Raw genomic sequence first — 13,486 nt, forward strand, 5'->3', positions numbered from 1 at the left:
GCCGAATCACCATCCCGGTACGGCCCGTGGCGGGGTCATACCGGCGTACCGTCTGGCGGATTGTGGGCCATTTCCTGGCCTGTTGTCGACCGCCGGCCGACCGTTGTCGACCACTTCACAACCTCTTCACCGCTCCGTCGCGCCGTCCGGAAGGAGGTGTCCGGAGGGTGCGAGCGTGGCGCACATCACAGCGGCGAACATGCCGCCCAGCAGGAAGACGTACGTGCCGAGTCCGGTGCCGAAGAGGAAGTCGCCCTCGGGGCGCGAGGAGGTCGACAGCAGCACCACGAGCATCCATCCGCCCGCGGGGGCCGCCGCGCCCACCTTCGTGCGGGTGAGCCGCGCACCGCCGTAGAACAGCGCCACGGCCCCGCCGAGGGCCAGCAGCAGCCCCAGCGGGAACCAGCCGGCCTGGACGAGCGCGCCCGCCAGGGCCACCACCGCGCCGAGCACGGCCAGCACGGCGTACGCCGCGATCCGTCCCGTCCGCCCGCTCACCGGTCGCCTCCCGCCGCTCCGGCGAACTCGAAGAGGTCGCGCACCGGTTCGGCCGGGACGACGCCGTCGGCCCGGCGGAAGTGCTCCACCCGCAGCAGCGGCTGGCTCAGCCCGTTGGACAGGGCGAAGGACTCGGGAGGCCCCGACGGGGGGTCCGCCACCACGATCTGGGTGGCGTGGGCGCGCATCGCCGCCGCCTTGGCGGCCACCTCGGCGTCGCCGCCCTCGACGACGGCGGCGACCTCGGCGTCGTCCACCACGCCCGGCACGTCGTCGACCGAGGCGGTCTCGGGGAAGGGGCCGTCGCCGCGGGCGCGCAGCCGGGCGAAGCCCTCCTCGACCACCGAACGCGCCGCGCAGTTCCAGTAGACGCACCCGACCCGGTGCGGCTCGCCCAGGTCGGGGCGGTGGGCGGGGTCGGCCGCCAGCTCCACCGCGCGCATCGCCACCCGGTGGGCCTGGATGTGGTCGGGGTGGCCGTACCCGCCGTCGGGGTCGTAGGTGACGAGCACCTGGGGACGCACCTGGCGGATCTCCTCCACCAGGTGGGAGGCGGCCTCGTCGACGTCCGCGCGCCAGAAGCAGCCGGGGCGCTCGTTGGCGGGGGTGCCGAACATCCCCGAGTCGCGGTAGTGCCCCGGCCCGCCGAGGAAGCGGTGGTCGGACACGCCCAACTCCCGCATGGCGTGCCGCAGTTCACCGATCCGGTGGGCGCCCAGGGTGTCCTCCCGATCGGCCGCCAGGTGCGCCAGCGCGGGCGGGATGACCTCGCCCTCCTCGCCCAGCGTGCAGGTGACCAGGGTGACCAGCGCACCCTCGGCGGCGTATCGCGCCATGGTGACGCCGTTGGTGATCGACTCGTCGTCGGGATGCGCGTGGACCAGCATCAGGCGGCGCGCGGGAAGCTCGGTCATGGATCCGAGCCTACGCCGCGCGCCGTCGTCAGAACTTGATGCCGCCGATCATGCCCGCGACGCTGGAGGTCAACTCGCTGATCGTGGGGGCGATGGACGAACTGGCCAGGTAGAACCCCAGGAGCATGCAGACCACGGCGTGCCCGGCCTTCAGCCCTGATTTCTTGATCAGCAGGAAGACGATGATCGCCAGCAGCACCACCGCCGAAATCGAGAGTGCCACGGCGGTTCACCTCCAAGAGCGTGCGGTCGACACGGAACAGGACGTTTGTACGACAGGGTCTGTCAGGAGCTACATACCCCATCGCGAACGATGCGCAACGGATCATAACTTTCCGTGAGACGGCACGGATCGGTGCACGGGTGCAGAAGAGGGGCGCACACCCGTGTGACCTTGGACACGTCCCCCCGTGGCGGGCCGTCGGGGCACGGTCGCAGGGCCACGGGAGGCGAAGCGGGGAGGCGGTGCGGCGGGACACCGTACGCTCGGCCCATGGTCATGTCGTTTCCACGCCAGCACGCCAGGACGCAGCGCTTCACCCTGGGAGCGCCACGCGCGTTCACCGTGGCCCCGGACGGTTCCCGGGTCGTCTTCCTCCGCTCCCGCGGCGGCACCGACCGGACGAACCTGCTGTGGGTGAGGGACCTGTCCCCGGACGGCCCCGGGGAGCGCGCCGCGGCCGATCCCCGGGCGCTGCTCGGCGGGGCGGACGAGGAGCTGTCCCCGGAGGAGCGCGCCCGGCGCGAGCGGAGCCGCGAGGGCTCGGCCGGGGTGGTCGGCTACGCGACCGACTCCGCCGTGGAAACGGCGGCCTTCGCCCTGTCGGGGCGGCTGTTCGTCGCCGACCTGCGCGCCGCCGTCTCGCGCGAGGTCCCCACCCCCACCCCGGTGGTGGACCCCCGTCCGTCCCCGGACGGTCGGCGCGTGGCCTACGTCGTCGGCGGTGCCCTGCGGGTGGTCGACGTCGACGGCGGGGCCGACCGGGTGCTCGCCGAGCCGGAGGACACCCCCGGCGGCGGACGCGTCACCTGGGGGCTGGCGGAGTTCGTCGCGGCCGAGGAGATGGACCGCTCCCGCGGCTTCTGGTGGTCCCCCGACGGAACCCGGCTGCTGGCCGCGCGGGTGGACGACACGCCCGTGCGCCGCTGGTGGATCGCCGACCCGGCCAACCCCGACAGCGAGCCGGCCGAGGTCGCCTATCCGGCCGCCGGCACGCCCAACGCCGAGGTGACGCTCCATCTGATCGACCTCGACGGCGGGGAGGGCGCGGGCCGCACCGAGGTGGTCTGGGACCGGGCCCGCTACCCGTACCTGGCGCGCGTCCACTGGTCGGCCGCCGGGCCGCCCCTGCTGCTCGTCCAGTCGCGCGACCAGCGCGGCCAGCTCCACCTGACCGTGGACACCGCCACCGGCCGCACCACACCCGTCCACGCGGACGAGGACCCGGCGTGGCTGGAACTGTTCCCCGGCGTGCCGGCGTGGACGCCCGACGGACGTCTGGTGCGGATCGCGGACGAGGGCGGGGCCCGGGTCCTGGTGGTCGGGGACCGTCCGCTCACCTCCGCCGCGCTGCACGTGGAGGCGGTGCTGGACATCGGCGAGGAGGACGTGCTGTTCTCCGCCTCCGCCGGACCGGAGGCGCCCGAGGACGCCCCGGTGGGGGAGATCGCCGTCCACCGCGCCTGGTTCCGCGGCAGCGGCGACCAGGGGGGCTGGGAGCGGGTCTCCCCCGAGGACACCCCGCACGTCGCCTCCGCCGTCCGCGGCGGGGACACGGTGGTGCTCTCCACCGCCACCCTGGACCGCCCCGGCGCGCGCGTGGAGGCGCTGCGCCTGCCCGAGAGCGGCAAGGGCGCCCCGGAGCCGCTGGCGGTGATCGAATCCCACGCCGAGACGCCCGTGCTGACCGCCCGCCCCCGGCTGCTGCGGGCCGGCGGGCGCCGCATCCCCGCGGCCGTGCTGCTGCCCACCGGCCACCGCGACGGCGACGGGGTGCTGCCGGTCCTGATGGACCCCTACGGCGGTCCGCACGGCCGGCGCGTGGTGGCCGCGCACAACCCGCACCTGACCTCGCAGTGGTTCGCGGACCAGGGCTTCGCCGTGGTGGTCGCGGACGGCCGCGGCACCCCGGGCACCTCCCCCGCCTGGGAGAAGGCGGTCGCGGGCGACCTGGCGGGGGTCACCCTCGACGACCAGGTCGAGGCCCTGCACGCGCTGGCCGAAACCCACCCCCTCGACCTGGACCGGGTCGGCATCCGCGGCTGGTCCTACGGCGGCTACCTGGCGGCGCTGGCCGTCCTGCGCCGACCGGACGTCTTCCACGCGGCCGTGGCGGGCGCGCCCGTGACGGACTGGCGGCTGTACGACACCCACTACACCGAGCGCTACCTGGGTCTGCCGCAGGAGCGGCCCGAGGTGTACGCGGCCAACTCCCTGGTCACCGACGAGGGGCTGTCCGCGCCGGCCGAACGGCACCGGCCGCTGATGATCGTCCACGGTCTGGCCGACGACAACGTGGTGGCCGCCCACACCCTGCGGCTGTCCTCGGCGCTGCTGGCCGCGGGCCGTCCGCACGAGGTGCTGCCGCTGTCCGGGGTGACCCACATGACCCCGCAGGAGCAGGTGGCGGAGAACCTGCTGCTGCTCCAGGTCGCCTTCCTCAAGCGGGCGTTGGGGGTGGCGTAGCCGCCCCGGGCGCCCCGGCCCCGAACGCACGGGTGCCGCCGCGGCCGGTGGCCGCGGCGGCACCCGTGGGCGTCCGAGCGGTGCTCGGAGGCTCTCGTCAGCTCTTGGAGGCGTCCTTGGATGTGTCCTTGGAGGCGTCCTTGGCGGTCGGCCCGCCGACGACCGGTCCGGTCGTCTCCTCCGCGGTGGTCGGACCGTCGGCCCCGTCGCTCTCCATGGCGGCGAGTCCCGGGTCGAGCACGATCTCCTTGTCCCCGATGATGCTGCCCTCCTCGGGGAAGTGGCACGCCGTCAGGTGCCCCGGGGAGTTGCCGTCGATCTGCACCAGCGGCGGCTCCTCCAGGGCGCACTTCTCCTGCGCCTTCCAGCAGCGCGTGCGGAAGCGGCAGCCGGAGGGCGGCGCGATCGGCGAGGGCACGTCGCCGGCGAGTCGGATGCGCTCGCGCTGCACCTCCTCGTCGTCGCCCAGCGCCGCCTCGGGCACGGCGGACAGCAGCGCGTGGGTGTACGGGTGCCGCGGCCGGGTGTAGATCGACTCGCGGTCGCCGACCTCCACGATCTTGCCGAGGTACATCACCGCGACGCGCTGGGAGAAGTGCCGGACCACCGCCAGGTCGTGGGCGATGAAGACGAAGGCGATGCCCATCTCGCGCTGCACGTCCTGGAGCAGGTTGACCACCTGCGCCTGGATGGAGACGTCGAGGGCGGAGACCGGCTCGTCGGCCACGATCAGCTTCGGCTGGAGGGCCAGGGCGCGGGCGACTCCGATGCGCTGCCGCTGGCCGCCGGAGAACTCGTGCGGGAAGCGGTTGTAGTGCTCGGGGTTGAGGCCGACGATCTCCAGCAGCTCCCGCACCCGCTTCTCGCGGCCCCCGGGCGGGTTGATGCCGTTGATCTCCATCGGCCCGCTGATGATCGTGCCGACCGTCTGCCTCGGGTTCAGCGAGGAGTACGGGTCCTGGAAGATCATCTGGATCTCGGACCGGATGGGCGCCATCTGCTTGCGCTTGGCGTGGGTGATGTCCTGGCCCCGGTAGGTGATCGTGCCGCCCGTCGGCTCCAGCAGACGGGTCAGCAGACGTCCGGTGGTGGACTTGCCGCAGCCGGACTCGCCGACGAGGCCGAAGCTCTCGCCCTCGTACACGGTGAGGTCGACCCCGTCGACGGCCTGGACCGCGCCGACGGTGCGCCGGATCGGGAAACCGCCCTTGATCGGGAAGTGTTTGGTCAGCCCCTTGACCTCCATCAGGGGCTCGCCGGTACGCGGCGTGGCGCTCTCCGGCCTGGTCAGGGTGAGTTCGTCGCTCATCTCTCGGTCTCCCTAGCCCAGCCGGGGCTTGATCTGCTCGATGAAGTAGGTCTGCTTCTGCTCCGCCGTCAGGTGGCAGGCGGCTCCGCGCCCCTCGGGCAGCAGCGGCCTGTCCTGGCTGCAGGACACACCGCTCGGGACCTTGTCCTTGAACTCGCAGCGGGGGTGGAACGGGCAGCCCGACGGCGGGTTGAGCAGGCTGGGCGGGGTGCCCTCGATCGGCCTGAGTTCCTGGTTGACGTCCCCGGTCAGGCGGGGCATGGAGCCGAGCAGGCCCCAGGTGTACGGGTGCTGGGGAGCGCGCAGCACCTCCTTGGCCGTGCCGCGCTCGACCGCCCGGCCGCCGTACATCACCATGATGTCGTCCGCCATGTTGGCGATGACGCCCAGGTCGTGGGTGATGAAGATGATCGCCGAGCCGAACTCCTGCTGGAGGTCCTTGAGCAGGTCGAGGATCTGGGCCTGGACGGTGACGTCCAGGGCGGTGGTGGGCTCGTCGGCGATCAGCAGGTCGGGGTTGCACACCAGCGCCATGGCGATCATGGCGCGCTGCCGCATGCCGCCGGAGAACTGGTGCGGGTAGTCGTCGACCCTCCGCTGGGGGTTGGGGATGCCGACCTTGGCCAGCATCTCGATCGCCCGCTCGCGCGCCTCGCGCTTGGAGGCGCCCATGTGCTTGCGGTAGGGCTCGCCGATCTGACGGCCGATGGTGTAGTAGGGCGACAGCGCGGTCAGCGGATCCTGGAAGATCATCGCCATCTTGTTGCCGCGCAGCGACTCCAGCGTCTTCTCGGGCGCCCCGGTCAGCTTCTGGCCGTCCAGCACGATCTCGCCGGTGATCTCGGTGGAGGCCGGGTTGTGCAGCCCCAGGATGGCGAGGTTGGTGACCGACTTGCCCGAACCGGACTCGCCGACGATGCCGAGCGTGGTGCCCCGCTCCACGTCGAAGGAGAGGCCGCTCACGGCCTTGACGATGCCGTCCTCGGTGGAGAACCGGACGTGAAGGTCGCGAACCGAGAGGAAGGAGCCCGACCCGGTCGGAGACGGCGCGTCCTCGGTCTTGGTGAGTGTGGTCACGGTCGTTCTCCTAGGACAGACGCACGCGCGGGTCGATGAAACCGTACACGGCGTCCACGACGAGGTTGCAGAGCAGAATGAAGGCGGCACTGACCAGCATGACGCCCATGGTCAGCGGCAGGTCCTTGTTGGTGACCGACTCGACCGCCAGGCGGCCGACGCCGGCGAGGCTGAAGGTCAGCTCCGTCACGATCGCGCCGCCGAGCAGCGAGCCCAGGTCGATGCCGAGGATCGTGACGATCGGGGTCAGCGAACCGCGCCAGGCGTAGCGGAAGAAGACGTACCGCTGGGACATGCCCTTGGCCCTCGCCGTGCGGACGTGGTCCTCCTGCATCTGCTCGATCAGGGTGGAGCGCGACATACGGGTGTAGTTCGCGGTGAAGATCAGCGACATCACGAACCACGGGATCACCAGGCCGAGGAACCAGGCGCCGGGGTTCTCGGTGAACGGCACGTACTTCGGCGCGTCCAGCCAGCCGGTGTTGTAGACCAGGATGCCGAGCACGATCGGGCCCAGGAAGTAGATCTGCATCGAGCTGAAGACCAGCGAGGCAGAGCTGAAGACCTTGTCGACCATCGTGCCCTTTTTCCGGGCGGCGATCATGCCGGCCCCCAGGCCCAGGGTGAGGAAGACGACCAGGCCGCCGACGGTCAGGGAGATCGTCAGGGGCAGCCGGTCCATGATCGTGTCCCAGACCATCCGGTTGTCGTCGAACGACACGCCGAAGCAGGGGGCCTCGCAGTGGCCGACGGAGAAGTCACGTCCCGCCACGATGCCCTTCATGAACTCCCAGTACTGCACCAGCACCGGCTGGTCCAGACCCAGGTTCTTGTGGATGATCGCCAGGGCGTCCGGGGTGCAGTTCTTGCCGCACGCCAGCAGGGCCGGGTCCTGCGGGATGGCGAAGAACAGGAAGAACGTGAAGGCGCTGATGAGGATCAGGATGACGATGGCGCCGACCGACCGGCGAAGAAGGAATTTAAACATGGTGGTGGTTCGCAGCTCTCAGCACGGCGACAACGACGGGAGGGGGACGTGCGAAGCGAAAGCCCGCGGGTGGGTTCCCGGGAGGCGCGAGCCCCCCGGGAACCCACCGCGTGAGCCGATTACTTCTTCAGGTACAGCTGGGACAGGTCGATGTAGCTCTTGACCGTGTTGTACCGGGCACCACCGACGTTGGAGCCGTAGATCTGCAGCTGCTTGGTGTAGTACAGCGGAGCGGCCGGGTTGACCTTCTCCACGATGTACTTGTGCAGCTTGACCCACTCCTTGGTGGCTTCCTCCGGGTCCTGGATCTTGGAGATCCGGTCGATCTCGGAGTTGACGTGCTTGTCGTTGATGTGCGAGTAGTTCGCCGCGCCGTCGGCGATCTGGTCACCGTCGTAGGACGGCGGGATGACGGTGGAGGGGGACGGCCAGTCCTGGCCCCAACCGGTCATGTAGATGTCCAGACCGTTGTTCACCTTGCCGACCTGCTCGTACCAGGTGGCCTGGTCGATGTCCTTCTTCTGGACGTCGAAGCCGGCCTTCTCCAGGGCGGTCTCGATGATGACGGCCTGCTTCTGGCGGTGCGGGACGTTGGCGTAGGCGTAGACGAGCTTCATGCCCTCCTTGCCGGCTTCCTTCAGGAGCTTGCGCGCCTTCTCCGGGTCGCCGTTGGGCTTGTCGAGCTTGCCGTACGGGTCGTAGCCGTCCTCGTAGCCCGGCAGGGTCGGGGCGAGCAGACCGCCGGCGGGCTCACCGGCGTAGGAACCGCCGTCGGGCCGCAGGATCTGGGCGTTGGGCAGCGCGTAGGTGATGGCGTCACGGATCCGCTTGTCCTTGATGCGGTCCATGTTCATGTTGAGCTGCCAGACGTACGGCTGGTAGCCCTGGATGATCCGGTCCTTCGCGTCCTGGACGACCTGCCGGACCTTGGTGGAGTCCACCGAGCCGCTCAGCTGGATGGCGTTGGCGGACTCACCGCGGTCGGAGAGGATGCGCTCGGTCTGGTCCGCGCGGCTGTGGTTGAACGTGATGTTCCAACCGTCCACGAACTGGTGGCGCGCCGGGTCGGTCTTCGGGTCCCAGTTGGTGTTCCGCACCAGCTTCATGGACTTGCCGGGCTTGAACTCGGAGATCTTGTACGGGCCGAGCGCGACGGGCTCCTGGTCGTACTTCTCCTTGGTGTCGTCCTCTTCGGGGACGATGGAGTAGCCGGGCATGGCCAGGGCCTGCGGCAGGTCCGGCTGGGGGTCCTTGAAGTGGAAGACGATCGTCTTCTCGTCCGGGGTCTCCAGGACGGAGTCCGGCAGGTGCTTGCCCTTGTACGGACCGTCCGGCAGCGCCTTGCGGTACTCGGTGCCGGCGCCGGACAGCCACTGCTGGATGTACGTCGGGCCGTCGGTGATGTGCTTGGCGTACAGGCGCTCGATGGTGTGGCGGATGTCCTTGGAGGTGATCGGGTCACCTTCCTCGTCCTTGATGCCGTCCTTGAGCGTGTACGTCCAGGTCTTGCCGCCGTCGGACTGCTTGCCGGAGTCGGTGGCGAGGTCGCCCACGACGGTCAGGCTGCCGTCGTCGGCCTGCTTGTACGTGGTCAGGCCGCGGTGGATGAGGGTGGAGAGCTGGCCCGCGTCGCTGACGTAGATCTGACCGGGGTCCAGGTGGGAGAAGTCGTCCTCCTGGTAGACCCTGATCGTGCCCCCCTGCTTGGCACCCTTGACCTCGGCGGCCGGCCCCTTGGAGTCGGCGGCGTCACCGTACTCGACCGCCAGGGACTGCGCCTTGGCGGCCTCCTTGTCCTTGGTGCCGTTCTCGCCCTTGCCGCCGGTGTTGCTGCCGCCACTGCAGCCGGTCAGCACCAGCGAGCCTGCCGCGAGGGCGACGAATGCGCCCCGCACTGTGCGCGATCGGATGGGATTCATGATGCTTGTTGCACCTGCCTGTCAGTTGGGATCCATCTGCTGCCCTGTCGCGTCCGGTCTCCCGGGTGCGGGGGTGGCAGCCCCCCTCAGGTGGACGTGATCAGCGTCCGGACTTGGGGTCGAAGGCGTCCCGCACGGAGTCGCCGAGAAGGTTGAAGGCCACCACGAAGATCACCATGGCGATACCGGGGAAGAACATGTACGTCGGGTCGTTCTCGTAGATGGTGGCGGCTGTCTTGAACATCCGCCCCCAGTCCGGTGTCGGCTCCGTGTAGCCCACGCCCACGTAGGACAGGAAGGCCACGGAGAGGATCGTCGAGGGAAGCATGTAGGTGGCCTGCACCAGGATGGGAGTGACCAGGTTCGGGAGGAGCTCCTTGCGGATGATCCGCCAGGGCGAGGCGCCCGAGACCTTGGCCGCCTCCACGAACTCGCGCTCGCGCAGGGTGAGGACCTGACTGCGCACCAGGCGCGCCATGCCCATCCAGCCGAGGAGCCACAGGACGATGATGATCGCGCACGCCCGGATGTAGACCGGGGTCTCCTCGGTCGGCGACACGAAGACGGCCACCACCACGGGCATCGTCGCGATCAGGGTGAGCTGGCTGGGGAGGGCCATCATGAAGTCGGTGACCCGGCCGATCCAGTAGTCGACCTTCCCGCCGAAGTAACCGCCGACCAGGCCGATCAGCACACCGGTGGCGACCATCAGGATCGTCACCGGCAGGGCGGTGTACAGCGAGGTCCGCATGCCGTACAGCAGCTGCATGAAGACGTCACGGCCGAGTTCGGGCTCGATGCCGAACCAGAACTCGGAGGACATGCCTCCATTGGGGCCGGCCGGGAAGCCGAACTCGTCCAGCAGCTCGAAGCGCTCCTGGCCGTACAGCGTGTACGGGTCCTTCCCGTAGAGCCAGGAGATCACCGGCGCGAGGGCGGCGATCAGGAAGAAGAAGATCACCACAAAGGCACTGATCACACCGACGCGGTCGCGCTTGAAGCGCAGCCACATCAGCTGGCCGGGTGAACGGCCGGCGAGCTGGCCGTCGCTGGCGGCCGGCTCTTTGCTCAGGCTCTCGGCGTCCGGGCCAGGGTTGTCGGCCCCGACTGTCGCAGCCTGGGTTGGACTCGTCATCGCGTTGCGCCCCCGCGCTGTGGGTGTTGGCGGAACCCGCTCTGTTTCTTCGGCACTGGGAAATGCCATGGGCTGAGCGGACTTTTGCAATCGGTTCCCAGCTCAGTCAAGAGGTCTTGACCCTCCGTCCTTCACGCTCCGCACATCTTGAGCGAAGGTTTCACAGATTGAGGCCCGGACGTGCTTGACACGGTCCGCAGCGGACGGACATACAGCAACATCGGACACATAAAGGCGTTAACAATTCCGCAACAAAGCTGTCGCTGCGCCGATATACGAACGCGCCGTTCTGAACTGCGTACGACCTGTCGATGACCGCAAAGCGGACCGCGAGCGACCGCCCGCGAGAGTGGACACGCGTAGACAGGCCCCGTTCGGAGCGCCCCCCTACCCGTCGCTTCTGCAAACACGGCCTCACCGGCCCGACCCGGAACACAACGGCCGATCCCTCCGGGGTGCGAACACCGGGCGGGCCGCCGCGGACCTCCGCCGCCACCCCGGACCGCCCCGGACCGCGCCGGTCCGCGCCGGGATGCCGGACCCGGGCGGTCCGGGCCCGGCGACCCACAGGGGCCGCGGCGGCCCGTCACGGCCGCGGGGGAACGCGCGACTCCGCGCATGGGGCGTCTCCTCCGGTCCACACTTCTCTCCTCGGAGCCATATCACCCCATAAGTGAGATTTCTCGCCGATACGCCGATCGTCCTCGGGGAGCGGAGCCCGGCCCCCCGGATGCCGGACGGGAACACGGCCCCGGACGGCGGAAAGGGGCGCCCGGACCGATGTGGTCCGGACGCCCCTCGCGAACGCCTCGGGTGCCCCGACACCGCGCGCACGGACGAGGCCGGGGTGTGGCCCCCGGGTGGAGCCGGGGGCCGGGAGAGGAGCCGTCAGGCGTGCTTGGCCCGGGAGGCGGCGCGGGCGCGCTCCTTCTGGTCCAGGACGACCTTGCGGATGCGGACGGCCTCCGGGGTCACCTCCACGCACTCGTCGTCGCGGCAGAACTCCAGGGACTGCTCCAGCGACAGCTTGCGCGGCGGGACGATGGACTCGGCCACGTCGGCGGTCGAGGACCGCATGTTGGTGAGCTTCTTCTCCTTGGTGATGTTCACGTCCATGTCGTCGGAGCGCGAGTTCTCGCCCACGATCATGCCCTCGTACACCTCGGTGCCCGGCTCCACGAAGAGCACGCCGCGCTCCTGGAGGTTGGTCATCGCGAAGGCGGTGACGGTCCCGGCGCGGTCCGCGACGAGCGAGCCGTTGTTGCGGGTCTTCAGCTCGCCGGCCCACGGCTCGAAGCCCTCGTGGATGGAGTGGGCGATGCCCGTGCCCCGGGTGTTGGTCAGGAACTCCGTGCGGAAGCCGATCAGGCCGCGGGAGGGCACCACGAACTCCATGCGGACCCAGCCGGAGCCGTGGTTGGTCATGCTCTCCATGCGACCCTTGCGGGTGCCCATGAGCTGCGTCACGGCGCCCATGTGCTCCTCCGGCACGTCGATGGTCATGCGCTCGACCGGCTCGTGGACCTTGCCGTCGATCTCCCTGGTGACCACCTGCGGCTTGCCGACGGTCAGCTCGTAGCCCTCCCGGCGCATCGTCTCGACGAGGATGGCCAGCGCCAGCTCGCCGCGGCCCTGCACCTCCCAGGCGTCGGGACGGTCGGTGTCCAGCACGCGCAGCGAGACGTTGCCGATCAGCTCGCGGTCCAGACGGTCCTTGACCTGGCGGGCGGTGACCTTGCGGTCCTTGACGGCCGCCTTGGCGTCCGCGCCCTTGCCGGTGCCGCCGCGGCCGACCAGCGGCGAGGTGTTGGTGCCGATGGTCATGGAGATCGCCGGCTCGTCGACGGTGATCAGCGGCAGCGCGACCGGGTTCTCCGGATCGGCCAGGGTCTCGCCGATGGTGATGTCCGGGATGCCGGCGACGGCGCAGATGTCGCCCGGGCCCGCCTTCTCGGCCGGCTTGCGGGTCAGCGCCTCCGTCATCAGCAGCTCGGTGATGCGCACGTTCTGGACCGAGCCGTCGCGCTTCATCCAGGCCACCGTCTGGCCCTTGCGCAGCTCGCCCTGGATCACGCGCAGCAGCGCGATGCGGCCGAGGAAGTTGTCGGCGTCGAGGTTGGTGACGTGCGCCTGGAGGGGGGCGCCCTCCTCGTAGACCGGCGCCGGGACCGTCTCCAGCAGGACGTTGAAGAACGGCTCCAGGCTGTCGCTGTCGGCCGGCACGGTGCCGTCCGCCGGCTTGGTCAGCGAGGCGACGCCGTCGCGGGCGCAGGCGTAGACGATCGGGAACTCGATCTGGCTCTCGTCCGCGTCCAGGTCCAGGAAGAGGTCGTAGGTCTCGTCGACGACCTCGTCGATCCGGGCGTCGGGACGGTCGGTCTTGTTGATGCACAGGATGACCGGCAGCCGGGCCTGGAGCGCCTTGCGCAGCACGAAGCGGGTCTGCGGCAGCGGCCCCTCCGAGGCGTCCACCAGCAGGACCACCGCCTCCACCATGGACAGGCCGCGCTCGACCTCGCCGCCGAAGTCGGCGTGGCCGGGGGTGTCGATGATGTTGATGGTGACGGGGTCGCCGCCGTCCTTGGGGTGGTACTTGACCGCGGTGTTCTTCGCGAGAATGGTGATGCCCTTCTCGCGTTCCAGGTCGTTGGAGTCCATCACGCGGTCGTCGACCTGCTGGTGGGCCGCGAAGGCGCCCGCCTGCTTGAGCATGGCGTCGACCAGGGTGGTCTTGCCGTGGTCGACGTGGGCGACGATGGCGACGTTACGGATGTCGTGGCGCGTGGGCATGCTGGGGGCGCTTCTCCCGGGTGTGTGGATGGCGACGCGACCCGTGCGGCCGCGCGCTCGCCGGGCTGATCATCGCCACGGCACTTCTCTCCCTCCCATGGTACGGCCCGGGCCCGGTGAAGCGTGGGTCCGAAGCCGGCGCCGGCGCCGGCCACGGGGCATCGGCCGCC

Annotated in this window: 10 protein-coding genes; 1 reads left to right on the forward strand and 9 read right to left on the reverse strand. The window is 70.1% G+C overall.

All coding sequences use genetic code 11. The annotated features are described in order from the left end of the window. Nucleotides 1-126 precede the first annotated feature (126 nt). The 3 genes from ABD335_RS29175 to ABD335_RS29185 are packed head-to-tail and all read right to left on the reverse strand — an operon-like array spanning nucleotide 127 to nucleotide 1,635. Nucleotides 127-498 carry a DUF6113 family protein gene (locus ABD335_RS29175; RefSeq protein ID WP_344328873.1) on the reverse strand — a complete coding sequence of 124 codons (372 nt, stop codon included), beginning with the start codon at nucleotides 496-498 and terminating at the stop codon, nucleotides 127-129. Further along, complete coding sequence (gene mshB, locus ABD335_RS29180) at nucleotides 495-1,412, reverse strand: N-acetyl-1-D-myo-inositol-2-amino-2-deoxy-alpha-D-glucopyranoside deacetylase (protein ID WP_344328874.1); 918 nt, start codon at nucleotides 1,410-1,412, stop codon at nucleotides 495-497. Before mshB ends, ABD335_RS29175 begins: the two co-directional genes overlap by 4 nt. Before the next feature lie 28 nt (nucleotides 1,413-1,440). Beyond that, on the reverse strand, nucleotides 1,441-1,635 hold the full coding sequence (locus ABD335_RS29185) for a hypothetical protein (protein ID WP_031506105.1): 195 nt from the start codon (nucleotides 1,633-1,635) through the stop codon (nucleotides 1,441-1,443). Nucleotides 1,636-1,911: 276 nt separating this feature from the next. Between ABD335_RS29185 and ABD335_RS29190 the strand changes: the two genes are divergently transcribed. After that, a complete protein-coding gene (locus ABD335_RS29190; RefSeq protein ID WP_344328876.1) occupies nucleotides 1,912-4,098 on the forward strand; it encodes a S9 family peptidase in 2,187 nt (728 codons plus the stop codon). A 97-nt stretch (nucleotides 4,099-4,195) separates the two neighbouring features. Here the strand turns inward: ABD335_RS29190 and ABD335_RS29195 are convergent, their stop codons facing one another. The 6 genes from ABD335_RS29195 to typA all read right to left on the reverse strand — a co-directional run bounded on the left by ABD335_RS29195 (nucleotide 4,196) and on the right by typA (nucleotide 13,316). Next, nucleotides 4,196-5,407 (reverse strand): ABC transporter ATP-binding protein, encoded by a 1,212-nt coding sequence (locus ABD335_RS29195; RefSeq protein WP_344328877.1) that lies wholly within the window; start codon nucleotides 5,405-5,407, stop codon nucleotides 4,196-4,198. A 12-nt stretch (nucleotides 5,408-5,419) separates the two neighbouring features. Continuing rightward, nucleotides 5,420-6,484 (reverse strand): ABC transporter ATP-binding protein, encoded by a 1,065-nt coding sequence (locus tag ABD335_RS29200; RefSeq protein WP_344328878.1) that lies wholly within the window; start codon nucleotides 6,482-6,484, stop codon nucleotides 5,420-5,422. Between the two features lie 10 nt (nucleotides 6,485-6,494). Further along, nucleotides 6,495-7,472 (reverse strand): ABC transporter permease, encoded by a 978-nt coding sequence (locus ABD335_RS29205; protein ID WP_344328880.1) that lies wholly within the window; start codon nucleotides 7,470-7,472, stop codon nucleotides 6,495-6,497. 119 nt (nucleotides 7,473-7,591) lie between these two features. Further along, a complete protein-coding gene (locus ABD335_RS29210) occupies nucleotides 7,592-9,391 on the reverse strand; it encodes an ABC transporter substrate-binding protein (protein WP_344328881.1) in 1,800 nt (599 codons plus the stop codon). 100 nt (nucleotides 9,392-9,491) lie between these two features. Next, nucleotides 9,492-10,526: an ABC transporter permease gene (locus tag ABD335_RS29215; protein ID WP_344328882.1), complete on the reverse strand. Its 1,035-nt coding sequence runs from the start codon at nucleotides 10,524-10,526 to the stop codon at nucleotides 9,492-9,494. An 888-nt stretch (nucleotides 10,527-11,414) separates the two neighbouring features. Then, nucleotides 11,415-13,316, reverse strand: a complete 1,902-nt coding sequence (typA, locus tag ABD335_RS29220) for a translational GTPase TypA (RefSeq protein ID WP_344328884.1) — start codon at nucleotides 13,314-13,316, stop codon at nucleotides 11,415-11,417. Between the last annotated feature and the right edge of the window lie 170 nt (nucleotides 13,317-13,486).

Origin of the sequence: Streptomyces macrosporus (assembly GCF_039533145.1) — a bacterium.
Lineage (GTDB): Bacteria > Actinomycetota > Actinomycetes > Streptomycetales > Streptomycetaceae > Streptomyces > Streptomyces macrosporus.